This window comes from Belnapia sp. F-4-1 (genome assembly GCF_000802185.1).
In the GTDB taxonomy this organism is placed as follows: domain Bacteria; phylum Pseudomonadota; class Alphaproteobacteria; order Acetobacterales; family Acetobacteraceae; genus Belnapia.
Map to the genome: position 1 here is coordinate 3,950,367 of NZ_KN676113.1, position 22,550 is coordinate 3,972,916.

General features: G+C 70.2%; 21 protein-coding genes. 7 read left to right on the forward strand and 14 right to left on the reverse strand.

Annotation, left to right across the window (positions count from 1 at the left end; all coding sequences use genetic code 11):
- Nucleotides 1–181 precede the first annotated feature (181 nt).
- A complete protein-coding gene (locus LH62_RS18650; protein WP_369796789.1) occupies nucleotides 182–430 on the forward strand; it encodes a hypothetical protein in 249 nt (82 codons plus the stop codon).
- A gap of 3 nt (nucleotides 431–433) precedes the next feature.
- On the opposite strand, the gene LH62_RS18655 is transcribed toward LH62_RS18650, so the two are convergent.
- The 12 genes from LH62_RS18655 to ruvX form a co-directional block, all read right to left on the reverse strand.
- Nucleotides 434–1,132, reverse strand: coding sequence for an aspartate/glutamate racemase family protein (locus LH62_RS18655; protein WP_052214674.1), 699 nt, complete (start codon nucleotides 1,130–1,132; stop codon nucleotides 434–436).
- Between the two features lie 17 nt (nucleotides 1,133–1,149).
- Nucleotides 1,150–1,827: a hypothetical protein gene (locus LH62_RS18660; RefSeq protein WP_236552577.1), complete on the reverse strand. Its 678-nt coding sequence runs from the start codon at nucleotides 1,825–1,827 to the stop codon at nucleotides 1,150–1,152.
- Between the two features lie 280 nt (nucleotides 1,828–2,107).
- Nucleotides 2,108–3,427, reverse strand: coding sequence for a citrate synthase (gltA, locus tag LH62_RS18665; protein ID WP_043363590.1), 1,320 nt, complete (start codon nucleotides 3,425–3,427; stop codon nucleotides 2,108–2,110).
- A 139-nt stretch (nucleotides 3,428–3,566) separates the two neighbouring features.
- Nucleotides 3,567–4,106, reverse strand: a complete 540-nt coding sequence (locus LH62_RS28555) for a thermonuclease family protein (protein ID WP_144404535.1) — start codon at nucleotides 4,104–4,106, stop codon at nucleotides 3,567–3,569.
- Nucleotides 4,107–4,164: 58 nt separating this feature from the next.
- Complete coding sequence (locus LH62_RS18675; RefSeq protein ID WP_052214677.1) at nucleotides 4,165–5,610, reverse strand: S41 family peptidase; 1,446 nt, start codon at nucleotides 5,608–5,610, stop codon at nucleotides 4,165–4,167.
- Nucleotides 5,611–5,678: 68 nt separating this feature from the next.
- Nucleotides 5,679–7,796: a VacB/RNase II family 3'-5' exoribonuclease gene (locus LH62_RS18680; RefSeq protein ID WP_201445540.1), complete on the reverse strand. Its 2,118-nt coding sequence runs from the start codon at nucleotides 7,794–7,796 to the stop codon at nucleotides 5,679–5,681.
- The gene (gene topA, locus LH62_RS18685; protein WP_043363592.1) at nucleotides 7,796–10,570 is read right to left on the reverse strand and encodes a type I DNA topoisomerase; all 2,775 of its coding nucleotides are present in this window, start codon (nucleotides 10,568–10,570) and stop codon (nucleotides 7,796–7,798) included. Before topA ends, LH62_RS18680 begins: the two co-directional genes overlap by 1 nt.
- 62 nt (nucleotides 10,571–10,632) lie before the next feature.
- Entirely contained in the window at nucleotides 10,633–11,718 is a 1,086-nt protein-coding gene (gene dprA, locus LH62_RS18690) for a DNA-processing protein DprA (protein WP_043366145.1), read from the reverse strand.
- A gap of 67 nt (nucleotides 11,719–11,785) precedes the next feature.
- Nucleotides 11,786–12,367 carry a glycerol-3-phosphate 1-O-acyltransferase PlsY gene (gene plsY, locus LH62_RS18695; RefSeq protein WP_043363593.1) on the reverse strand — a complete coding sequence of 194 codons (582 nt, stop codon included), beginning with the start codon at nucleotides 12,365–12,367 and terminating at the stop codon, nucleotides 11,786–11,788.
- Nucleotides 12,364–13,641, reverse strand: coding sequence for a dihydroorotase family protein (locus LH62_RS18700; RefSeq protein ID WP_043363594.1), 1,278 nt, complete (start codon nucleotides 13,639–13,641; stop codon nucleotides 12,364–12,366). Before LH62_RS18700 ends, plsY begins: the two co-directional genes overlap by 4 nt.
- Nucleotides 13,634–14,584: an aspartate carbamoyltransferase catalytic subunit gene (locus tag LH62_RS18705; protein ID WP_043363595.1), complete on the reverse strand. Its 951-nt coding sequence runs from the start codon at nucleotides 14,582–14,584 to the stop codon at nucleotides 13,634–13,636. Before LH62_RS18705 ends, LH62_RS18700 begins: the two co-directional genes overlap by 8 nt.
- Nucleotides 14,585–14,600: 16 nt before the next feature.
- The gene (gene ruvX, locus LH62_RS18710; protein ID WP_043363596.1) at nucleotides 14,601–15,083 is read right to left on the reverse strand and encodes a Holliday junction resolvase RuvX; all 483 of its coding nucleotides are present in this window, start codon (nucleotides 15,081–15,083) and stop codon (nucleotides 14,601–14,603) included.
- Between the two features lie 44 nt (nucleotides 15,084–15,127).
- On the opposite strand from ruvX, the gene gatC reads away from it, so the two are divergent.
- The 4 genes from gatC to gatB are packed head-to-tail and all read left to right on the forward strand — an operon-like array spanning nucleotide 15,128 to nucleotide 18,713.
- Nucleotides 15,128–15,415, forward strand: coding sequence for an Asp-tRNA(Asn)/Glu-tRNA(Gln) amidotransferase subunit GatC (gene gatC / locus LH62_RS18715; protein WP_043363597.1), 288 nt, complete (start codon nucleotides 15,128–15,130; stop codon nucleotides 15,413–15,415).
- 1 nt (nucleotide 15,416) lies between these two features.
- Entirely contained in the window at nucleotides 15,417–16,904 is a 1,488-nt protein-coding gene (gene gatA / locus LH62_RS18720; protein ID WP_043363598.1) for an Asp-tRNA(Asn)/Glu-tRNA(Gln) amidotransferase subunit GatA, read from the forward strand.
- Nucleotide 16,905: 1 nt separating this feature from the next.
- On the forward strand, nucleotides 16,906–17,268 hold the full coding sequence (locus LH62_RS18725; protein WP_052214678.1) for a hypothetical protein: 363 nt from the start codon (nucleotides 16,906–16,908) through the stop codon (nucleotides 17,266–17,268).
- Nucleotides 17,265–18,713, forward strand: a complete 1,449-nt coding sequence (gatB, locus tag LH62_RS18730; protein WP_043363599.1) for an Asp-tRNA(Asn)/Glu-tRNA(Gln) amidotransferase subunit GatB — start codon at nucleotides 17,265–17,267, stop codon at nucleotides 18,711–18,713. Before LH62_RS18725 ends, gatB begins: the two co-directional genes overlap by 4 nt.
- A 67-nt stretch (nucleotides 18,714–18,780) precedes the next feature.
- On the opposite strand, the gene LH62_RS18735 is transcribed toward gatB, so the two are convergent.
- A complete protein-coding gene (locus LH62_RS18735) occupies nucleotides 18,781–19,068 on the reverse strand; it encodes an NINE protein (RefSeq protein ID WP_052214679.1) in 288 nt (95 codons plus the stop codon).
- 203 nt (nucleotides 19,069–19,271) lie between these two features.
- Between LH62_RS18735 and LH62_RS18740 the strand changes: the two genes are divergently transcribed.
- A complete protein-coding gene (locus LH62_RS18740; RefSeq protein WP_043363600.1) occupies nucleotides 19,272–19,901 on the forward strand; it encodes a glutathione S-transferase family protein in 630 nt (209 codons plus the stop codon).
- Nucleotides 19,902–19,947: 46 nt separating this feature from the next.
- Nucleotides 19,948–21,183, forward strand: a complete 1,236-nt coding sequence (locus LH62_RS18745; protein WP_043363601.1) for a hypothetical protein — start codon at nucleotides 19,948–19,950, stop codon at nucleotides 21,181–21,183.
- On the opposite strand, the gene LH62_RS18750 is transcribed toward LH62_RS18745, so the two are convergent.
- Nucleotides 21,180–22,418 carry an amidohydrolase family protein gene (locus LH62_RS18750; RefSeq protein WP_043363602.1) on the reverse strand — a complete coding sequence of 413 codons (1,239 nt, stop codon included), beginning with the start codon at nucleotides 22,416–22,418 and terminating at the stop codon, nucleotides 21,180–21,182. The genes LH62_RS18745 and LH62_RS18750 overlap by 4 nt on opposite strands.
- Nucleotides 22,419–22,550 lie beyond the last annotated feature (132 nt).

Below are 22,550 nucleotides of genomic sequence, written 5' to 3' on the forward strand. Positions count from 1 at the left end.
GTCCCGGGATACGGGCCGGGATGAGGCTACGGGGGAAAAACCTCGACCCGCATGGGATCGAGGAATTCGATCGAACCCGGTGAGCCGCCCGATCGGCCCTTGAAGGATCGAACACGCATCGCTAGCATGCTCTTCTGTTGCGAGTGATTCTCAACTCGCTTGCGACCGGAGGAGTTGGTTGATGGGTCACCTGGCCGCCGAGACCGCCGTCATAGGCCGCCGTTGCGAGCGTGCCGTGGTTACGGCCTATCGAGAGTTGCGCGAAACGGGGAATGACGACCTTTCGGCCTTCCGCGCCTGCACGACCCTCTATCGCGTGCATCACCCTGAGGCCTCGGTGCAGGAGGCTCGCCGCCTCGTCGCCGAATGGATCGACCACCATGTCGTCCGCGGCGACACCGGCCCGACCGACGGATGCGAATGCGACTGATCGTTATTCCGCCCGGGCCCAGGTGATCGCCGCCCGGGCCAGCGCATCGATGCTGTCCGCGACCGGGAAAGGCAGGGCGGGGCCCGCCGCGATGCCGAGCGGAATCTCCGTGCAACCCAGCACCACCGCCCGCGCTCCGCGCGCCACAAGGCTGCGCGCGACCTCCGCCAGGGGCGCATAGGCCTCCGCCACCCGGTTCGCCTTCACCAGCGCGATGCCGGGCGTGACCCGTTCCTCCATCTCCGCCACCTCCGGCACCAGGCATTGCCAGCCGCGCTGCTCCAGCCCCTGCTGGTAAAGCCGCATTGCGAGCGTCGCTGCCGTCCCCATCACCCCGACCGGGCCTTCCGTTACGCCGAGCCGCACCAGCTCATCCGCCGTCGCCTCGACGATATGCAGAATGGGAAGGGCGGTCGCCGCCTGCATCGCCGCATGCCAACCATGGGCGGTGTTGCAGGGGATGGCGATGGCGCCGCACCCCGCCGCCTCCAGCCCGCGAATGCCGCGCAACAGGGCCGGCAATGGGTCCTCCCCACCGCTGAGGCGGGCCGCGGTGCGGTCCGGCACGCGCGGGTCGGACCAGAGCACGGCAGGGATGTGCTCCTGGTCGCGCTCCGCCGGCGTGAGGAGGGTGAGGCGCAGCATGAACTGTGCGCTGGCCAGCGGGCCCATGCCGCCGAGGACGCCGAGGATCTTGGTCATGCCGGCACCATGCCCGATCAGGGCAGCCGCATGAAGTTCGCCGTTGCGCTGGCCCGGGCGATCAGCGCGCGCATATCCGGGTTCTCATGCCCGCCCTCGGCGGTCAGCGCCTCCATCGGGCAATAGAACTCGTGCGGCTGCGCCACCTGGTTACGGGCGAAGCCTTCGTAGTGCCGGCTCTTCAGGCCGAAGACCACGCGCACGTCGCGCACCGGCAGGATCAATGGCTGCGCCGGCTCCGCCTTCAGCATGCGGATCAATCGCCAGCGCGGCGTCGCGTCATTCGGCTGCGCCGGGCCGAGCAGCCAGTCGAGAGGGCAGTAGGCCATCAGCGAAGAGGTGGTCGGGGCGAAGCGGGAGCGTTTGTCGAGCAGGTTCTGCAGCGAGGAACAGGCCTCGATGCAGAGGATGTCGACATAAGGATCGATGGAGTCGGTGGAGAAGTGCAGCCAGAGCCCGTCCGGCAGGGTACGCAGGCGATTGGAGCTTGGCAGCTTCAGATAGGGTTGATTGGTCGCTGCGATATCGCCGGGACGACCGCGGAGCCAGGTGCCCGGCTGCTTTGGGCTGGCGACGACGCCTGGCGGGCGTTGCGGCCACTTCTTGAGTTGCGACCGCACCTGGCGATCCAGGAAGTGGGGTGGTGCGGACCTCAAAGTCTCGCTCATCGAATGTATCCCGAGCCGTTCATGCAACCAGCGCGTCACAATGTAGTGATACTAATCGAATTAGCAACGATAATTCGGGAGGTGTCTGATTTGTTCCTCAGCGGATGTTGGTAAAAGTCGGGCGAACATTCGAAATTACTTGCAGAATCTCCAGTAAACGCCTGTGAATATTTGCTTTTAGAGAAACGGTCACGACGTCCCGTTACGCGAAGCTTGCTCCCCTCGATGGGACGTGCCGGTCCCCAGGCATGAAAAAACCGGCCGGGGTTGCCCCCGGCCGGCTCGTTGTCGCTCCGGACTCGCCGGATCAGTCGCGGCGGCTGACCGGCACGTAGTCGCGTGTCGGGGCGCCACTGTAGATCTGCCGCGGCCGGCCGATGCGCTGCGCCGGATCCTCGATCAGCTCCTTCCACTGGCTCACCCAGCCGACCGTGCGGGCAACGGCGAAGAGCACGGTGAACATGTGGGTGGGGATGCCCATCGCCTTCAGGATGATGCCTGAGTAGAAATCGACGTTCGGGTAGAGCTTGCGGGAGACGAAGTAGTCGTCCTCAAGCGCGATCCGCTCCATCTCCATCGCCATGTCGAGCAGCGGCTCGTCCTTGATGCCGAGTTCGGCGAGCACCTCATGGCAGGTGTCCTTCATGATCTTCGCGCGCGGGTCGAAGTTCTTGTAGACCCGGTGGCCGAAGCCCATGAGCTTGGTGTGGGCGTTCTTGTCCTTCACCTGCCGAATGAACTCGGGGATGTTCTCCGGCTTGCCGATCTCGCCGAGCATCTTCAGCACGGCTTCGTTGGCGCCGCCATGCGCCGGGCCCCAGAGCGCGGCGATGCCGGCGGCGACGCAGGCGAAGGGGTTGGCACCGGTCGAGCCGGCAAGGCGCACCGTGCTGGTCGAGGCGTTTTGCTCGTGATCCGCATGCAAAACCAGGATGCGGTCCATGGCGCGCGAAAGGATCGGGTTGCTGACATAGGGCTCCGCCGGCACGGCGTTGAGCATGTAGAGGAAATTCTCCGCATAGCTCAGGTCGTTGCGCGGATACATGAAGGGCTGGCCGATCGAGTACTTGTAGGCCCAGGCCGCGATGGTCGGCACCTTGGCGATCAGGCGGAAGGCCGCCACCTCGCGCTGCCGCGCGTCGTTGATGTCGAGGTTGTCGTGGTAGAAGGCCGCGAGCGCGCCGACCACGCCGCACAGGATCGCCATCGGGTGCGCGTCGCGCCGGAAGCCGTCGAAGAAGCGCCGCAGCTGCTCATGCAGCATGGTGTGGTAGGTGACGTTCTTGCGGAACTCGGCGAGCTGGCTTGCATTCGGCAGTTCGCCTTCAAGCAGCAGGTAGGCGACCTCGGTGAAGTCGGACTGCTCGGCCAACTGCTCGATCGGGTAGCCGCGATAGAGCAGCACCCCGGCATCGCCGTCGATATAGGTGATCTTGCTCTCGCAGGAGGCCGTCGCACCATAGCCCGGATCGAAGGTGAAGACGCCCAGATCACCATAGAGCTTGCGGATGTCGGCCACCGCCGGGCCAAGCGTGCCGGACAGCAGCGGCAGGGTCGTGCTGCGGTTGGTCCCGTCCAAGGTGACGGTGACGGTTGGCTTGGCCGCCCCGGATTCCGTGCTGCTCATGTTGCCTGTGTCCTCGGATGTTGCGGCCGTGCCAGGAAGACGCGGTCCGGATGGTGCGGTGCAAGATATCGGGTGGTGTCGCGGCTTGGCAACGCGGCCTGGAACGGGCCGCGAACGCACGGGTTTCGCCGCTCCCGGTTCAGGACTTGGGGCGCCAGATCTCGGGCGGCGTGGCGTCGGGGGTGAACAGGCCGCGGCCAGCGTTCCGGGCAGCGGCTTCGAGACTTGCATCGGCAGGCTGAACCAGCGCCCAGCCGGCCCTAGCCAGCGCCCGGTCGAGAATGACGCCGCCGGCTTCGCAGCGTCCGAGCGCCCGGCCTTGCCGGTCCCGCCCCCGCACCAGGCATTCGACCGCCCGGCTCCGAACCAGCCGCGCCAAGGCATCCGCCGCACCGGCGGCGCAATCCTCGGCGCCGCACCGTGCAGCGCCCCGCTCCGGCACGGCGATGCCAGACAGCCGCAAGACCCGCCCGCCGAGGCGGAGCGTGTCCGCATCGACCACCATGACGTCCTGCGCCGCAGCCGTCCAACGCTGCTCCGCCGGCGCGGAGCCCATTAGCTCGCGCGGCAGGGCGACCGCCAGCAACGCCACTGCCCCGATCAGGCCGCAGCCGACGGCGAGCGCCCCCAGCGGCGGGAGGGGGGGAGGGGCAGGACGGAAAATGCGGCGCTGCCGCATGATGCGGCAGCTAGCGCTGTCGTGATCGACTCGCAATCGAACTTGATGTCGCGATCAATCAGCGAGCCAGCGCCGCCTCGTAGGAGGCCGGCTCGGTCAGCAGCACCCGCGCCACCGCCGCATCCGCCGGCTTGGCCTCGGCTGGCGGGCAGGTTTCCCGCAATGCGGCCACCTCGCTCGCCGGCACCGGGGCACGAGCCGCCCGTTGCCGTGCCAGGGCGGCGATCATGGGAGGATCGTCCAGCCGCAACCGGGCGAGGCCCGCCTCGGTCGCCTCCTCGCCGAGGCTGGTGCAGAGCGCCGGCAGCACGCCGAGCCCCTGGAGCGGCCAGCCCAGCGGCGCCAGCACGCGCGACCAGGTCACCAGCAGCTCGCCGCCATTCGGCAGCGGCATGACGAGCTGCACCAGCCCCTTGCCGGTGGTCGCGCTGCCGACGACCACGGCCCGGCCCTGATCGGCCAGCGCCGCGGCGACGATTTCCGCCGCCGAGGCCGTCCGCCCATCGACCAGCACGACGACCGGCGCCCCGCCGGTGCGGTCGCCGAGCATCGCCAGATAGACCCGCGCCGCATCCGGGTGCCGCCCCGCCGTCCGCGCCACCACCCCACCGGGCAGGAAGGCACCCGCCACCGCCACCGCCTGGCCGAGCAGCCCGCCGCGATTGCCGCGGAGGTCGAGCACCACCCCGCGCGGCCGGGCGGCGCGGGCGCCATCGGGCGGGAAGGCCTCGGCCAGCGCCTCCAGCACATGCCGGTCGGTGGCGCTGGAGAAATTGTCGAGCCGGATCCAGAGTATGTCGTCCCGTCGCTCGGCATGGACGGTCTCCGGCGGCAGCAGGCTGCGCAGCAGCCGGGCGGTGAAGCGCCGCCCGCCGCGCTGCAGGCGAAGCACCACCTCGGTCCCGGCCGGGCCCTCCAGCAGTGAGGCGGCACCGACCAGGTCATCGGCCGAGACGGAGGCCCCATCGATCGCCAGCACCCGGTCGTTAGGCCGGAGCCCTGCCGCGGCCGCCGGCCCGCCGGGCAGGATGGTCGCCAGCACCACCTCGCGCCCTCGCCCGACCGCCAGCCGCAGGCCAAGCCCCACCTGGCCGACGCGCCGGCCGCGCGCTGCCCCAGCCTCTTCCGGCGTCAGGTAGCGGCTGTAGGGATCGAGATGGTTGAACAGTTCCTCGAAGCCGCTGCGCAGCATCCGCTCCGGCCCAGCCCGGCGCAGCAGCGACGAATGCTGCCAGGCCACCTCGAAAAGGGCGGAGAGGCCGAGGGCAAGGCCGGGCGCCGTGGCATCCGGCGGCGCATTGGGCAGGGGCGGGGGGAGGGGACGGGCGGCGAGCAACCGGTCGCCGGCATTCAGCAGCAGCGTGCCGGAGCGCATCTCCGCCTTGAGCTGGGGGTCGAGCACTTCGAGGCCGCGAAGCGTCCAAAGGCCGAGATCGGCCGGCGGCGCACCTTCCAGATGCCGCTCCAGCACCGCGCCGAGCGCGGTGGAAAGAACCGCCTGCACCGGCTCCCGCGGGAAGCCCTCCTGCGCCGCTGCGCCGCGCCCGGCCAGCGCGGCGAGCAGCAGCAGGATCAGCGCCGCCGCACGCCGCGGGGCCTGGCGGGCATGCCCTGCATCAGGTGGAAGGTGAGGCCGCCGGTACGCGGCACGGCCTCGGCCAGACGAACCTCCACCGCCTGCCCCAGGGCAAAGCGCAGCCCGGTCCTCTGGCCCGCCAGGGCGTGCCGCGGCAAATCCTGCAACCATCGATCGTCCGGCAGGGACGCGAGAGGAACAATTCCCGCCGCGCCAGTCGCCTCTAGGGTGACGAACAGGCCGAAGCGTGTCACCCCAGAAATGTGTGCGGGAAACACGTCCCCGATACGATGTGCCATATAAGCCGCAAGATAGCGCTCGACGGCGTCACGCTCAGCCGCGGCGGCGCGGCGCTCGGTGGCGGTGACGTGCTCGCCGGTTTCGGGGAAGCGGCCCGCCTCCTCCTCGGTCAGCCCATCCGGCCCAAGGCGGAGGCCACGGATCAGCGCGCGATGCACCAGGAGGTCGGCATAGCGCCGGATGGGGCTGGTGAAATGCGCATAGCGCGGCAGCGCCAAGCCGAAATGGCCGATATTGTCCGGCGCATAGGCGGCCTGCGACTGGCCGCGCAGCAGCGTCTCATTGACCAGCCGCTCCTCGGCCGTGCCGCGGACCCGCTCCAGCACCCGGGCGAGATCCGCCGGCCGCACCCGGTCGCCAGGCGGCAGGGCGATGTCGAAGGTGCTGAGGAAGGTCCGCAGCCCCTCCAGCTTTTCGTCTGAGGGCCGGTCGTGGACGCGGTACATGCAGGGCTGGCCGAGCCGCTCCAGCTCCTCCGCCGCCGCGACATTGGCGGCGATCATGAACTCCTCGATCAGGCGGTGCGCGGCGAGGCGGGCGCGTGGCTCGACGGCGAGCACCCGGCCTGCCTCGTCCAGCCGGACCCGCCGCTCCGGCAGGTCGAGATCGAGCGTGCCGCGTCGGTCACGTGCTGTCTGCAAGGCGGCATAGGCGCCGAGCAGGGCATCCCGCGTCCCCGCCGGGTCCCCGCCCGCCTCGAACCCCTCATAGGTGAGGCGCGCGGCGCTCCGCATGATCCCCCGCCCGAAGCGGTGGCCGGTCTTGGTCCCGGCCGCGTCGAGGGTGATCTCGGCGAAGAGGCAGCCGCGATCCTCGCCCGGCTTCAGGCTGCACCAGCCGTTGGAGAGCGCCTCCGGCAGCATCGGCACGACGCGGTCGGGGAAGTAGACGCTGTTGCCGCGCAGCCAGGCCTCGCGGTCGAGGGCGCTGCCGGGGCGGACGTAATGCGCGACATCGGCGATGGCGACGAGCAGCCGCCAGCCATCCGCCAGTGGCTCGGCCCAGACCGCATCGTCGAAGTCGCGCGCGTCCTCGCCATCGATGGTGACGAGCGGGATGGCGCGCAGATCCTCCCGCACCTCGGGCGTGACGGCCCGCGCCGCCGCGGCCTCGGCCAGCGCCGCATCGGGCATGGCATGCGGAATGCCGTGAACATGGATGCAGAGCAGCGAAACCGAGCGAGGCTCCCCCATCCGCCCAAGCCGCTCGACGATCCGCGCCGGGCGGAGGCCCATCGGCCGGCCCGGCAGCGGCTCGGCGAGGACCAGCTCGCCCGGCTCGGCGCCGCCCGCCTCGCCTGTCGGCACCTCCCACTCGGCGCGGTGGCGGCGGTCGACCGGCTTGACCCGGCCATCCTCGAAGATGCCGAGCAGGCGCGCGGGGGCGCTGCCGATGCGCTTCACCGTGCTGCCGTCGTAGCGGCCGCGGCCGGCCGGCTTGAGCCGGGCCAGCACCCGCTCGCCCGGCGCCAGGGCCGGCTGGCCCGCGCGCTCGGGGCGCATATAGACGAGCGGCATCTCGCCCTGCTCGGCCTTCCAGCCGAGCGGCCGGGCCAGCGGGTCGCCATCCGGGTCGGTACCGAAGACCTCGACCACCGCCATCTCCGGCAGCCGTCCCGGCGCGGCGAGGCCCCGGCGGCCGGCCGGCATGACGCTGCCCTCCGCCAGTACGTCCTTCAGCAGGGCACGGAGCGCCGGGCGCTGGTCGGAGGAGAGGCCGAAATGCCGGCTGATCTCGCTCTTGCCGACCTTGCCCGGCGCGGCCTCGATGAAGCGGCGCAACTCCTCCTTGGAGGGGAGGGGGCGCTCCATCATCAGGCCTTGGCGGCCGGCTTCCGGGCCGGGGCCTTGGGGGCGGGCTTGGCCTTGGCAGCGGGCTTTTTCGCCGCCGCAGCGGCCGGCTTCCGCGCCGCCGGCTTGGCGGCCGCCTTGCACGGGGCGGGCTTGGCGGGCGCCGGCTCGGCGCCGTTCGCCTTGGCCGCCTCCGCCTTGGCGGCCGGCTTCGCGGCCTTCGCCTTGCCTTTGGCGCCCTTGCCCTTCGGCACCAGCTCCTTGCCCTTCTCGGCGAGCAGGGCGACGGTCTCCTCCAGCGTCGCATCCTCCATGACAAGGTTGCGCGGCAGGTTGGCCACCATCTTGCCATGCTGGGCATAGGGGCCGAAGCGACCCTTGCGGATCTCGACCGGGGAACCGTCCTTCGGATGCGGCCCGACGAAGCGGACCTTGGCACGCGCCTTGGCGAGCAACTCCATCGCCCGGTTCATGCCAAGCGAGAGCACATCATCCCCCGGCTCCAGCGACTGGAAGATGGAACCCACCTTGATATAGGGCCCGAAGCGGCCGAGCCCGGCCTGGATCTCCTCGCCCGATTCCGGGTCGCGCCCGATGACGCGGGGTAGCGACAAAAGCTTCAACGCCCGGTCCAGGTCGAGCGTGTCGGGATCCATGTCGCGCGTCAGGCTGGCGCGGCGGGGCTTGGTCGGCTTGCCCTTGGCATCCGTCCCGCCCTCGCCGAGCTGGACATAGACGCCATAGGGGCCACGGCGGACCGTCACCTTCTCGCCGGTCGCCGGATCCGTGCCGAGCTCGCGCGGGCCTTCGGTCAGGCCGGTCGAGCCCTCGCCCTCGGCGCCCGGGGCGATCAGCGGCCGGGTGTAACGGCATTCCGGGTAGTTGGAGCAGCCGATGAAGGCGCCCGTCCGCCCGAGGCGCAGCCCCAGCCGCCCGCCGGAGCAGGCCGGGCAGACGCGCGGGTCGGTGCCGTCGCCGCGCTCGGGGAAGAAGTGCGGCCCCAGCTCCTCGTCCAGCGTGTCGATGACGTCGCTGATCTTGAGGTCCTTGGTGGCATCGACCGCCTTGCGGAAATCGTCCCAGAAGGCGCGCATCACCGCGCGCCAGTCGATCTTGCCGCCCGAGATGTCGTCGAGCTGCTCCTCGAGCCCGGCGGTGAAGCCCGTATCGACATAGCGCTCGAAAAAATGCACCAGGAAGGTGGTGACGAGGCGCCCGCGGTCCTCGGGGAAGAACCGGCGCTTGTCGAGCTTCACATAGTCCCGGTCCTGCAGGGTCTGCAGGATGGAGGCGTAGGTCGAGGGCCGGCCGATGCCGAGCTCCTCCAGCTTCTTCACCAGCGTCGCCTCGGAGAAGCGCGGCGGCGGCTGGGTGAAGTGCTGCAGCGCCGCGACATCGCCGCGCTTCAGCGGGTCCCGCTCGCGCATTGGCGGCAGGGTGCGGCTTTCCTCGTCCTCCTGCGCGCCGGTGACGAGGCCGGCGCGGGCATCGGCGGCGCGGTCGTCCTCGTCCTCGCGGTAGAGCTTGAGGAAGCCGTCGAAGGCGATGACGGAGCCCGTCGCGCGCAGGACGGTCCTGCGGTTGTCGTCGGCGATCTCGACCGTGGTCTGGTCCAGCTCGGCCGACTGCATCTGGCTGGCGACGGCGCGCTTCCAGATCAGCTCGTAGAGCTTGCGCTGCCGGTCGTCGAGGAAGCGGGCGACGCGATCCGGCGTGTTGCCCACATCGGTTGGACGGATCGCCTCATGCGCTTCCTGCGCGTTTTTTGCCTTGGAGGAGTACTCGCGCGGTGCGCCCGGCAAGTAGTCCGGGCCGAACCCCTCCTTCACATGGTCGCGGATGGCGGTGATCGCCTCACGGGCCATCTGCACGCCATCGGTCCGCATATAGGTGATAAGGCCGACCGTCTCGCCCTGGATGTCGACGCCCTCATAGAGCTGTTGGGCAGTGCGCATGGTCTGCTGCGCGCCCATGCCGAGCTTGCGGCTGGCCTCCTGCTGGAGGGTCGAGGTGGTGAAGGGCGGCGGCGGGTTGCGGCGGACGCGGCGCTTCTCGACCGAGACGACCGAGAAGGTGCCGGCTTCGACGGCCGCCTTGGCGCGCATGGCGCTGGCCTCGTCCGGCAGGTCGAACTGGTCGAGCTTCTTCCCGTCCAGATGCGTCAGCCGCGCGGTGAAGGGCGCGCCCTGCGGCGTGGTGAAGCGGCCCTCGACCGTCCAATACTCGCGGGCCTTGAAGGCCTCGATCTCCGCCTCGCGCTCGCAGATCAGGCGCAGCGCGACGGACTGCACCCGGCCGGCCGAGCGGCTGCCGGGCAGCTTCCGCCACAGCACGGGCGAGAGGGTGAAGCCGACGAGGTAGTCGAGCGCGCGGCGCGCGAGGTAGGCATCGATCAGCGGCGCGTCGAGGTCGCGCGGATGGGCGATGGCGTGCTGGATGGCGCGCTTGGTGATCTCGTTGAAGGTGATGCGCCGGACCTCGACGCCCTTCAGCGCGCCCTTCCGCGCCAGCATGTCCTGGACATGCCAGGAAATGGCCTCGCCCTCGCGGTCCGGGTCGGTGGCGAGGAAGAGGCGGCGCGCGCCCTTCAGGGCGCGGGCGATCTCGTTGACCTGGCGCTCGCCGCGATCCTCCGACTCCCAGTCCATGGCGAAGTCCTCGTCGGGACGGACGGAGCCGTCCTTCGGGGGCAGGTCGCGGACATGGCCGAAGCTGGCAAGGACCTTGTAGTCCCCTCCGAGGTACTTATTGATCGTCTTGGCCTTGGCGGGCGATTCGACAACGACGACGTCCGTCATGGACTCCAGTCCCCCCGGCCCTGGCGGCCGGGCTTGAATTCCGGTCCCGGCGGCATCCGTCCCTAGGCCTGGCCGGTGAGCGCAACCCGGTTGCCTGGGAGCATCTCAATCTGCCCGGCCAGTTCGAGATCGAGAAGGATCGCCTGGACCGCGGAGGGCGACAGGTGGCAGCGCCGCACCACCTCGTCAACCGCTATGGCGGCGGTTCCAAGCAATTCAAAGACTTGTCCAGCCTCACCGGGCGGCAGGGCCAGGGCGGGCGAGGCATCGTGCTCCGGGCGCGGGGTGAACAGGGGTTCGGCATGCGGCGCCTCGGGCAGGTTCGGCAGCACGTCCTCGGCCGATTCGGTGATGTGCGCGCCCTGGCGGATCAGGTCGTTCGACCCGCGACAGCGCAGTTCGAGCGGGTTGCCGGGGACGGCGAAGAGCTCCCGCCCCAACTCCAGCCCCAGCCGTGCCGTGATGAGGCTGCCGGAGCGCTGCGCCGCCTCGACCACGACGATGCCCATGGCGAGCGCCGCGACGATCCGGTTCCGCCGCGGGAAATGCTGGGCGAGGGGCGCGGTGCCGAGCGGCGCCTCGGCCAGCACCGCGCCGCCCTCGGCGGCGATGCGGGCCTGAAGCGCGGCATGTTCGGCTGGGTAAGGCCGGTCGAGCCCGGTGGCGACCACCGCCACCGTCCGGCCCTCCCGCATGGCGCCGAGATGGGCGGCCGCATCGATTCCGCGCGCCATGCCGGAGACGATGACGAGTCCGGCCTTGGCCAGGTCCACGGCGAGCGCATCGGCCACGCGACGCCCGGCGGTGGAGGCGCTGCGGGCGCCGACGATGGCCACTGCGCGCGGGGCGAGCGCCGCCGGGTCGCCGAGCAGGGCGATGGCCGGCGGCGGGTCGTAGAGCGTCTCCAGCAGCGGCGGATAGCTGGGCAGGCCGAGGAAGAGGAAGCGTCCGCCCAGCTTGGCGACAGCCGCCATCTCCCGTTCCGCGAGGCTCGCCGCCGGCGGGACCAGCTTGCCCTTGCTGAAGTCGGGCAAGGCTTCGAGCGCCGCACGGGCCGTGCCGAAGCGGGCGAGCAGACGTTGGAAGATCTGCGGCCCGAGCCCTTCGGTGCGGGCAAGGCGAAGGCGGTCGAGCGTATCGGCGGTCATCGGCACAGCCATGGTTCACTGGTCAGGAACCATGGCCTTCCGCCGAAGTCCAGCATTTCGTTTTGACTTACTTACGACCGATCCGGGGCTCCGTCCCCGCCAGCAGCCGCTCGATATTCGGCCTGTGCCGAATGACGACCAGCAGGGCGATCCCCGCACTGAACAGCGCGAGGTCGTGGCGCCCGGCCACCAGCGCCAGTACCGGCGCCGCGACGCAGGCCACGAGCGCGCTCGCCGAGGAAATGCGGGTGAGGAAGGCCGTCGCCAGCCAGACCAGCGCCGCACCGAGGCCAAGCCACCAGGCCGCCGCCAGCAGCACGCCGCCGCCCGTCGCCACGCTCTTGCCGCCCCTGAAGCCGAGCCAGACGGGGAAGGCATGGCCCAGCACGGCGCCGAAGCCGGCCGCCAGCCCCGCCTGCTCGCCCCAGAGGCTGCCCGCCAACCACAGCGCAAGCGCCCCCTTGGCGATATCGAGTGCCAGGGTCGCGGCGGCGAGGGACTTCTTGCCCGTCCGCAGCACATTGGTCGCGCCGATGCTGCCGGAGCCGATGGAGCGGACGTCGCCGAGGCCGGCGGTCCGCACTAGCAGCAGCCCCCAAGGGACGGAGCCCAGCAGATAGCCGAATAGAAGGGCGAGCAGCAGGCTCATGCGGTGTAGACCCTCCGGCCAGCCTTCCAGGTGCCGATCACCCGACCCTCCAGCGCCCGCCCGTCGAAGGGCGAGTTCTGCGCCTTCCCGGGCAGGGCGCCCGCCTTGACCTGCCAGCCCCGGTCCAACTCGAACAGCACCAGGTCGGCCGCCGCGCCCTTGGCCAGCTGCCCGACCGGCAGGCCGAGCAGCCCCGCCGGCCGCGCCGTCAGCAGGCCGAGTGCCTGGAGCAGCGGCAGGTCTCCGCCATGCACCCGGGCGAGGGTGACGCCGAGCAGCGTGGCGAGGCCCGCGCCGCCCGCCTCGGCCTGGGCGAAGGGCAGGCGCTTGTCGTCGGCATCATGCGGCTGATGGTCAGAAGCGACGGCATCGATGGTGCCGTCCTGCAGCGCCGCGACCACCGCCAGACGGTCCGCCTCCGGCCGTAGCGGCGGGGAGAGCTTGGCATAGGTGCGGTAGTCGCCGATCGCCGTCTCGTTCAGGTCGAAATAGGGCGGTGCCGTGTCGCAGGTGACGGCCAGCCCCTCGGCCTTCGCGGCGCGGATGAGGTCGAGCGCCGCCGCGGTGCTGACATGGGCGAAATGCACATGCCCCCCCGTCAGGCGCGCGAGGGCGATGTCGCGCTGCACCATCATCGCCTCCGCCGCCGCCGGGATGCCGGGCAGGCCGAGCCGCGTCGCCAGCTCGCCCTCCGTCGCTGCGCCGCCCGTGGCGAGGCCGGGCTCCTCCGGATGCTGCACCACCATCCGCCCGAAGGCGCGGGCATAGGAAAGGGCGAGGCGCATGGTCCGCGCGTGGCCGATCGCCCGCCTGCCATCGGTGAAGGCGACGGCGCCGGCTTCCAGCAGCAGCCCGTATTCCGCAATCTCGCGGCCCTCGCAATGCTTGGTCGCGGCGGCATAGGGGAGGAGGGTGATGCTGCCCGTCGCCTCGCCGCGGCGGAGGACGAACTGCACGAGCGCCGGGTCGTCCAGCGCCGGATCGGTATCCGGCAGGACGCAGAGCGTGGTGATGCCGCCCGCCACCGCGGCAGCTGCTGCGGAGGCGATGGTTTCGCGATGCTCCGCCCCCGGCTCGCCGATGGCGGCGCGGAGATCGACCAGCCCCGGGGCGAGGCAGGCGCCATGGGCCTCGACGATCTCGGCGCCCTCGGGGCGGGAAAGGTTGGGGCCGTGGTCGAGGATCAGCCCGCCCCGGACCAGGAGGTCGCCCGGCGCGTCGAGGCCGGAGGCAGGGTCGAGCAGGCGGGCGCCTGCGATCAGCACGTCACGCATTTCGGCGAAGGTCCCGCGCCAGCACGTCCAGCACCGCCATTCGGCAGGCGACGCCCATCTCCACCTGCTCGCCGATGACGCTGCGCTCCGGGTCGTCGGCGATGGCACTGTCGATCTCGATGCCGCGGTTCATCGGGCCCGGATGCATCACCATCGCATCCGGCTTCGCCCAACCGAGCTTCTCCCGGTCGAGGCCGAAGAAGCGGAAGAACTCCCGCGATGAGGGGACGAGGCCGCCCGTCATCCGCTCCTTCTGCAGGCGCAGCATCATGACCACATCGGCACCGGCAAGGCCCGCCTTCATGTCGTGGAAGACCTCGACGCCGAGCCGCGCCGCCTCGGCCGGGATCAGGGTCGGCGGGCCGATGACCCGCACGCGGGCGTTCATCGCCGTCAGCAGGTGGATGTTGGACCGGGCGACCCGGCTGTGCAGCACGTCGCCGCAGATGGCGACGACCAGCCCCTCCAGCCGCCCCTTGCGGCGGCGGATGGTCAGCGCGTCGAGCAGCGCCTGGGTCGGGTGCTCATGCGTGCCGTCGCCGGCATTGATGACGCTGGCCGAGACCTTCTGCGACAGCAGGGCAGGGGCGCCGGACTGGGCGTGGCGGACCACCAGCAGGTCGCAATGCATGGCGTTCAGCGTGGTCGCCGTGTCGATCAGCGTCTCGCCCTTGTTCACCGAGGAGTTGGAGACGGACATGTTGATCACATCCGCCCCCAGCCGCTTGCCGGCCAGTTCGAAGCTGGTGCGCGTCCGGGTGCTGTCCTCGAAGAAGAGGTTGATGAGGGTCCGGCCGCGCAGCAGGTCCCGCTGCGTCTTCCCCTGCCGGTTGAGCAGGGCATAGCTCTCGGCCAGGTCGAGCAGGGCGCCGATATGCGGCGGCTCCAGCCCCTCGATGGCGAGGAGATGGCCATCGGGGAGGATGGGGAAGGAAAAGGACATCCAGGACTCGCCACTCTCAGATCGGCGGGACACTAGCCGCCGGGCGGCTGGCATCCAAGGCCGCCTGGAGCATGTAGGCCGCCGCCGCCGCATCGACCGCCGCCGCCCGCTTGGCCCGGCTGAGATCGGCCTCGACCATCATCCGGTTCACCGCCGCGCTCGACAGCCGTTCGTCCCACATGGCGACCGGCAGGCCGACCGCCGCGGCGATCGCCATGGCCCAGTCCTTCGACGCCTGGGCCGCCGGGCCGAAGCTGCCGTCCATGGAGAGCGGCAGGCCGGCGACCAGCCCGCCCACCGCCTCCTTAGCAACGATCGCGCGCAGCTCCGCGGCATTGGCCGCGAGCTTGCCCCGCTTCAGGCTGCCATAGGGGCTGGCCAGCAGCAGCGAGGCGTCGGAAAGAGCAAGGCCGACCAGCTTGCTCCCCGGGTCGAGCCCCAGCAGGCGTTGCCCCCGGGGGAGGGCCGAACGGAGGTCGGTCAGGTTGAAGAGCGCCATGCGGGGCCTTATAGCCCCCTCTCTCGTGCAGACTGGAATGGCCCATGTCCCTCGATATCGCGACGGTCCGCCGCATCGCCGCCTTGGCCCGCATCCGGCTGGAGGAGGGCGAGCTGGCCCAGGCCCAGGCGGAGCTGAACGGCATCCTCGGCTGGATCGAGCAGCTGCAGGCGGTGAACACCGAGGGCGTGGAGCCGATGGCCGGCGGCGGCGCCGTCGCCCTCCGCCCGCGCCCGGATGCGGTCACCGATGGCAGCATCGCCGACAAGATCCTCGCCAATGCGCCCGACCGTCAGGGCGACTATTTCGGCGTTCCCAAGGTGGTGGAATAAGATGCACCCGACCGACTTCACCCTGCGCGGCGCCATCGACGCGCTGAACGAGGGCATCATCAGCTCCGTCGAGCTGACGACTGCGCATCTCGACGCCATCGCGGCGCTCAACCCGCGCCTCAACGCCTACATCACCGTCACCGGCGAACAGGCGCTGGAGCAGGCCCGCGCCAGCGATGCGCGGCGGAAGGAAGGCGTGGCCGGCCCGCTCGAGGGCGTGCCGCTTGCCATCAAGGACCTGTTCTGCACGGCGGGGACGTTGACCACCGCCGGCAGCCGCATCCTTGGCCGCTTCACCCCGCCCTATGAAAGCACAGTCTCCGGCAACCTGCTGCGGGACGGCGCGGTCTTCCTCGGGAAGGCGAATCTCGACGAATTCGCCATGGGCTCGTCCAACACCACCAGCGCCTCCGGGCCGGTGGAGAACCCCTGGTCGCGCGCCAACGACCCGGATACGCGGCTGGTGCCCGGCGGCTCCTCCGGCGGCTCGGCCGCGGCCGTCGCGGCGCGGCTGGCGCTCGGCGCCACGGCGACGGATACCGGCGGCTCCATCCGCCAGCCGGCCGCCTTCTGCGGCATCGCCGGCATCAAGCCGACCTATGGCCGGTGCAGCCGCTTCGGCATCGTCGCCTTCGCCTCCTCGCTCGACCAGGCGGGCCCCGTCGCGCGCACCGTCGAGGATTGCGCCATCCTGCTGAAGTCCATGGCGGGCTTCGACCCGAAGGACAGCACCAGCGCCGATGTCCCGGTGCCCGATTTTGCCGCTGCCTGCGCCCGCGGCGTGAAGGGGCTGCGGATCGGCGTGCCGAAGGAGTACCGGCTGGAGGGCACGCCGCCCGAGATCGAGGCTTTGTGGGAACAGGGCCTCGAATGGCTGCGCGCGCAGGGGGCCGAGACGGTCGAGATCAGCCTGCCGCACACCAAGTATGCGCTGCCGACCTACTACATCGTCGCCCCGGCCGAGGCCTCCTCCAACCTCGCCCGTTATGACGGCGTGCGCTTCGGCCTGCGCGTCACGGAGCAGGGCAGCGACCTGCGCGACCTTTACGAGCGGACGCGGGCCCAGGGCTTCGGCGCCGAGGTCCGCCGGCGCATCCTGATCGGCACCTATGTGCTGAGCGCCGGCTACTACGACGCCTACTACCTGAAGGCGCAGAAGATCCGCGCCCTCATCAAGCGCGACTTCGACGAGGCCTTCGGCAAGGTCGATGCCATCGTCACCCCGGCCACGCCCTCGGCGGCGTTCGGGATGGATGAGAAGCAGGACGACCCGGTGAAGATGTACCTGAACGACGTCTTCACCGTGACGGCGAACCTCGCCGGGCTGCCGGGCCTCGCGGTCCCGGCCGGGCTCGACGCCCAGGGGCTGCCGCTCGGCCTGCAGGTGATCGGCAAGTCCTTCGACGAGGAAACGGTCTTCGCCGTCGGTGCGGCGATCGAGCAGGCGGCGAATTTCACCGCATTGCCGCGGCTGCGGGCGGGCGCCTAGCATGCTCGACATGGACCGCAGCATCGACGCGATCCGCGCCGCGGCGGCCGAGCAGCGCTTCGTCAGCTATGGCCAGATCGCCAGGGCAAGCGACGTGCCGTGGAGCATGGCGGTGCGCAGCCAGATGCGCCCGCACCTGGAAGGCGTCTGCGGCCGCATGCTGACGGAGGCCGGCGCCATGATCTCGGCCATCGTCGTCAACCAGGACAATCTGCAGACCGGCGCGCTCGATCCGCAATCCCTCTCTGGCTTCGCCGATTGCGCGAGGCGGCTGGGATTGGGCATCGTCGAGGACCGGGAGGCATTCCTCCGTGAACAGCAGCGCCTGACCTTCGGTTGGGGCGCAAGGACGGAAAGCGCATGACCTATACGATCGAAGGCCGCACCGGCCCCTGGGAAGTCGTCATCGGCCTCGAGGTCCACGCCCAGGTCACCTCGCAGGCCAAGCTGTTCAGCGGCGCCGCCACCGAATTTGGCGCCGCGCCGAACAGCCAGGTTTCCTTCGTCGATGCCGGCTTCCCCGGCATGCTGCCCGTCATCAACCAGGAATGCGTGGCGCAGGCCGTGCGCACCGGGCTTGGGCTGAAGGCGGAGATCCATCTCTGGTCGCGCTTCGATCGGAAGAACTACTTCTATGCCGACCTGCCGCAAGGCTACCAGATCAGCCAGTTCGCCCATCCGATCGTCGGCACCGGCACGGTCGAGATCACGCTGGCGGACGGCAGCACCAAGGAGATCGGCATCACCCGGCTGCATCTCGAGCAGGATGCGGGCAAGTCGCTGCACGACCAGCACCCGAGCAAGTCCTTCATCGACCTGAACCGCTCCGGCGTCGCGCTGATGGAGATCGTCTCGGAGCCCGACATGCGCTCGCCGGAGGAGGCGGGGGCATACCTCACCAAGCTCCGCCAGATCCTCCGCTACCTCGGCACCTGCGACGGCAACATGGACGAGGGCTCCATGCGGGCCGACGTCAACGTCTCTGTCCGCAAGGCGGGGGAAGGGTTCCGCACCCGCTGCGAGGTGAAGAACGTCAACTCCATCCGCTTCGTCATGCAGGCGGTGGAGGCCGAGGCGCGCCGCCAGATCGAGGTCTGGGAGGAAGGCGGCACGGTCGAGCAGGAGACCCGCCTGTTCGACACCGGCCGCGGCGTGACGCGCTCCATGCGCTCCAAGGAGGATGCGCATGACTACCGCTACTTCCCCGACCCGGACCTGCCGCCGCTGGTGCTGGAGGCCGATTGGGTCGAGCAGCTGAAAGCCTCGCTGCCCGAACTGCCGGACGAGCGCCGCGCGCGCTACGTGGCGATGGGCCTCTCGCCCTATGACGCCCATGTGCTGACGTTGGAGCGTGAGACGGCGGCCTTCTTCGAGGCCGTAGCCAAGGGCCGTGACGCCAAGACCGTGGCGAATTGGGTGACCGGCGACTTCTTCGCCGCGCTGAACCGCACCGGCCTAGGCGTGGAGGAGAGCCCGGTGAGCGCCGCCGCCCTTGGCGAGCTGCTGGACCTGATCGCCGACAAGACGATCAACGGCAAGATCGCCAAGGACGTGCTGGCGATCATGTTCGAGACCGGCGAGCGGCCGGGCGCCATCGTCGATGCGCGCGGCCTGCGTCAGGTGGTCGATACCGGCGCCATCGAGGCGGCGATCGACCGCGTGATGGAGGCCAATGCCGACAAGGTCGCCGAGTACCGCAGCGGCAAGGACAAGCTGTTCGGCTTCTTTGTCGGGCAGGTGATGAAGGCCATGCAGGGCAAGGGCAACCCGGCCCTGGTCAACGAGGTGCTGAAGCAGAAGCTGGCCTGAGGAGGGACACGACCCTCCTCAACCTCAAGTCGAGCGGCGCCCTGGGGGGAAAGGGCGCCGTCCTCCTTCAGGGCGCCGCGGCCACCGCCCCGTTGAGCTCCTTTGTCATGCCCGGAATGAGCACCGCATCAGCCAGCGCCCAGGTGCTGGTGGCGACGAAGCCGAGCAGGCCGAGGCCGCTCCAGATCAGCGGGACGGAGAGCACGGTGATGGCCGCCATGCCCGCGGCCGAGAGATTCCGGCCCAGGTAGAGGCGGTGCAGGCCAAACAGGCCGAACACGGCCCAGATCAGGTAGGCAAGCGTCACCGACTTACGGCGCGCGGCCGGAAGCGACATTCCCAGCATGAAGACCATCCCCCAAAGTGCAGGGCCGCCACCATTTCCCCTGGCCGGACCTGCACGCTCAGGTTGCGGCATGGCGCCGAAAATAGGAAGCGACTACAACGTTCCGCACGCGGGTTCGTGACCACAGGTGGCGCCGGTGCAACACCCTGCCGCCGCTCGCCAGCTCCTGCGGCCTCGGCTAGGCTCGGCCCAACGCATTCGGGACGAGCACCATGATCGAGTTGCACACCTGGAACACGCCGAATGGCCGGAAGATCAGCGTCGCGCTTGAGGAGATGGGCCTGTCCTACACGGTGAAGACCGTGAACATCACCAAGGGCGAGCAATTCGACCCGGCCTTCCTCGCCTTCAGCCCGAACAACCGCATCCCGGCGATCATCGATCCGGAGGGGCCGGGCGGCCAGCCCATCACCGTCTTCGAAAGCGGCGCGATTCTTCTCTATCTCGCCGAGAAAACGGGGAAATTCATGCCGCGCGAACTGCGCGCCCGGGTGCCGGTCCTGGAATGGCTGATGTGGCAGATGGGCGGTTTCGGCCCGATGCCCGGCCAGGTCCACCACTTCCTGATGCAGCCGGACGGGCCGGCCAAGGAATACGGCTTCACCCGCTACCATAACGAGACGAAGCGCCTCTATGGCGTGCTCGACCGGCGCCTGGCCGGGCGCGACTACGTGGCGACCGAGGGCGAGCCGAGCATCGCCGACTTTGCCATCCTCGGCTGGGCCTGGCGGCATGAGCGGCATCAGGTCCCCTTCGACGACCTGCCGAATGTCGCCGCTTGGTACGAGCGGATGATGGCCCGGCCGGCAACCGCCAAGGGCTTCGAGGTCCATCTCGGCTGAACGCGGTTTCACTCGCCAGACGGGGCGGCTCGGCCATGCTGTGCGGATGAGCTTCCGCCTCCGCCTGCTGGCCCTCGCCCTGCTGCCTGGCCTCGCCGCCTGCTCCCTTGGCGGGAGCATCGCCGAGAACAGCATCGCGTATAACGGCACTATGCAGGTGGCGACGGATACGCTGCTGGTGGTCAACGTGCTCCGCGCGCGGGACCAGGCGCCGCTGCATTTCTCGACCATCGGCGCCATCCATGGCGCCTTCACCCTGTCCGCCGGCTTCGGCTACGAGCTCAGCCATTCGGCCGGCCTCGCCCAGCCAGCGCTGCTGGCGTCGACGAATCCGAGCTTCGATATCGGCCCGCTCGACCGGCAGGAATTCGCCCGCGGCCTGCTGAGGCCGATCGACCCAGTGCTGCTCCGCCTGCTCTCCGACCAGGGCCTACCGGACCAGATCCTGCTCTATCTGCTCGTCTCCAAATTCGACGAGGGGCCGGGCGGGCGGATCATCGCCAACGACCCGGCCCGCCGCCAGGCACTCGACCCGCAGACCGAGGCCGCCTGCACCGAGGCCGGCATGGAGGCCAGGCCGCCTTGCGACCCCTTCGAAGCCATGGTCGACCGGCTGACCCGCTTCGGTCGCCTCCGCTTCAACGGCTATACGCGGCTGATTCCGCTCGGCCCGCCGCTCAGCCGCGCGGAGGCGACGGCGCCGGACCGGTTGTCCATGTTGAAGGAGCCCGGCATCACGCTGCGCCGGGACGGAGAGGGGTGGCAGCTCTACCGCGCGGTGAACCAGCTGGTGATCTGCGTGCCCGGCCGCCCAGGCTCCTCGCCGCCTTTCACCGCCCTCGCCCTCGACAACGAGCCGCCGCAGATCTCCCCCATCACCCAGGAAGGCGACCCCTGCAACGCCGATGAGGTCGCGGACCATGCCATCCACGCCGGCCGCGCCGCGCCGCAAGGCCTCGCCTGGTATCTGCGCTCCGTGGACGAGATCCTGCACTATCTCGGCGCCGTGCAGCGGCGGGAGGAGGAGGGCATCGCCTACCGCGTCTCCATCCCCCGGCCGGACGGCGGCCAGGCAAGGCCGAGGCTCTTCCGCCTGTGGCAGCAACCGCCCGCTCGGCCGCGCCTCGCCGCCGATTACCGCGGCGCGCGCTGGTATGTGGCACCGCAGGACGAGGCGGAGGACCAGACGCTCCGGGTGCTGGCGCTGACCACCCAGCTTCTCAACCTGCAGAAATCGGCGGGGGAGATCCCGTCCTCGGGCACCCTGCGCCTGGTCCGTTAGGTACCCAGCCGGTCGATCATCGCCGCGCCGCCCTTCATAACGAAGGGGATGCGCTCGCCCTGGCCGGTGAGCACGCCGATATCGGCGATGGGGTCGCCATCGACAAGGATCAGGTCGGCCAGCGCCCCCGGCGCCACCACGCCGAGCGCGCCCTCCTGGTTGAGCAGCGCCGCCGCGACGCTGGTCGCGCTGCGCAGCACATCCGCCGCCGGCAGCACTTGGCGGCGGATGACGAACTCATCCGACTGCCGCCGGTGCATGGCGCCGAGCAGGTCGGTGCCGAGCGCCATCCGCACCCCCGCCCGCGCCAGGATCTCGAGGCTGCCGAGCCCGGCGTCCTTCACGCTGGCGAGCTTCGCCATGCTCTCGGGCGGCAGGCCGAGCGCCGGCCCTTCCTCCTCCAGCGCGTCATATGTGACGAGGGTCGGCACGGCGAAGGCGCCGCGCTCCGCCATGAAGGCGGCGGTTGGTGCGTCGATCAGGTTGGCATGCTCGACCGAGCGCACGCCGAGCCGCACCGCGCGATGGATGCTCTCCGGTGTATAGGCATGGGCGAGCACATAGCTCCGCCAGGCCTTCGCCTCCCAGACCGCGCAGGCGATCTCCTCGTCGCTGTATTGCAGGGCGTAGATCGGGTCGGAGGGTGAGGCGACGCCGCCGCTCGCCATGATCTTGATGGCATGCGCCCCGCGCTTCAGCTCGCCGCGCACCGCCTTCCGCACCTCGTCGACGCCATCGGCGATGACGCCGAGCGCCATGGCCGGCGCGCAGCAGCCGCAGAACTGGTCGAGCATGGTGTTCGGCCGCATGTCGCCATGCCCGCCGGTCGGCGACAGCGCCCGGCCCGGATAGAACAGCCGCGGCCCCGCGATCAGCCCGGTCTCGCAGGCGATGGCGAGGCCCCAATCGGCGCCCCCCGCATCGCGGATGGTGGTGAAGCCACGCTGCAGCGATTGCCGCAGCCGCTCCGCCGCCTGCAAGGCCTGCAGGCTGCGCGGCAGCCGCTCCAGCCGGGCGAGATCGGCTTCGCTGCCATAGGCGTGGACATGGGCATCGATCAGCCCCGGCATCAGCGTCCGCCCGCCGCAATCGACGGCGCGCGCCGCGGCGCTGGCGATCGGCCGGTCCGCCAACTCCTTGATCCGGTCGCCTTCGACCAGCAGCTCCATCCCCTCGACGAGCTCGTCGGCAAGCCCATCGAAGAGCCGGAAATTGCGGAACAGCGTGCCGGTCATGGGGCGCCTCATCGGTCGGGGCGGCAAGCATCGCGCATTGCGTCGGCTTGCGCCATCCACCCCGGCAGATCAGTATAAAGCACTGAAATTAAACAACAAATACCTGAACATATCAATAGCCGTGGATGATGC

Bases quoted from the DNA above. Each gene is read 5' to 3' on its own strand.
- dprA (WP_043366145.1), bottom strand. From the start codon at position 11,718: ATGACCGCCGATACGCTCGACCGCCTTCGCCTTGCCCGCACCGAAGGG.
- gatB (WP_043363599.1), top strand. From the start codon at position 17,265: ATGACCTATACGATCGAAGGCCGCACCGGCCCCTGGGAAGTCGTCATC.
- LH62_RS18735 (WP_052214679.1), bottom strand. From the start codon at position 19,068: ATGGTCTTCATGCTGGGAATGTCGCTTCCGGCCGCGCGCCGTAAGTCG.
- LH62_RS18705 (WP_043363595.1), bottom strand. From the start codon at position 14,584: ATGTCCTTTTCCTTCCCCATCCTCCCCGATGGCCATCTCCTCGCCATC.
- LH62_RS28555 (WP_144404535.1), bottom strand. From the start codon at position 4,106: ATGCGGCAGCGCCGCATTTTCCGTCCTGCCCCTCCCCCCCTCCCGCCG.
- LH62_RS18745 (WP_043363601.1), top strand. From the start codon at position 19,948: ATGAGCTTCCGCCTCCGCCTGCTGGCCCTCGCCCTGCTGCCTGGCCTC.
- LH62_RS18725 (WP_052214678.1), top strand. From the start codon at position 16,906: ATGCTCGACATGGACCGCAGCATCGACGCGATCCGCGCCGCGGCGGCC.
- plsY (WP_043363593.1), bottom strand. From the start codon at position 12,367: ATGAGCCTGCTGCTCGCCCTTCTATTCGGCTATCTGCTGGGCTCCGTC.
- gatC (WP_043363597.1), top strand. From the start codon at position 15,128: ATGTCCCTCGATATCGCGACGGTCCGCCGCATCGCCGCCTTGGCCCGC.
- LH62_RS18740 (WP_043363600.1), top strand. From the start codon at position 19,272: ATGATCGAGTTGCACACCTGGAACACGCCGAATGGCCGGAAGATCAGC.
- LH62_RS18680 (WP_201445540.1), bottom strand. From the start codon at position 7,796: ATGATGGAGCGCCCCCTCCCCTCCAAGGAGGAGTTGCGCCGCTTCATC.
- gatA (WP_043363598.1), top strand. From the start codon at position 15,417: ATGCACCCGACCGACTTCACCCTGCGCGGCGCCATCGACGCGCTGAAC.
- topA (WP_043363592.1), bottom strand. From the start codon at position 10,570: ATGACGGACGTCGTCGTTGTCGAATCGCCCGCCAAGGCCAAGACGATC.
- ruvX (WP_043363596.1), bottom strand. From the start codon at position 15,083: ATGGCGCTCTTCAACCTGACCGACCTCCGTTCGGCCCTCCCCCGGGGG.
- LH62_RS18655 (WP_052214674.1), bottom strand. From the start codon at position 1,132: ATGACCAAGATCCTCGGCGTCCTCGGCGGCATGGGCCCGCTGGCCAGC.
- LH62_RS18700 (WP_043363594.1), bottom strand. From the start codon at position 13,641: ATGCGTGACGTGCTGATCGCAGGCGCCCGCCTGCTCGACCCTGCCTCC.
- LH62_RS18650 (WP_369796789.1), top strand. From the start codon at position 182: ATGGGTCACCTGGCCGCCGAGACCGCCGTCATAGGCCGCCGTTGCGAG.
- gltA (WP_043363590.1), bottom strand. From the start codon at position 3,427: ATGAGCAGCACGGAATCCGGGGCGGCCAAGCCAACCGTCACCGTCACC.
- LH62_RS18750 (WP_043363602.1), bottom strand. From the start codon at position 22,418: ATGACCGGCACGCTGTTCCGCAATTTCCGGCTCTTCGATGGGCTTGCC.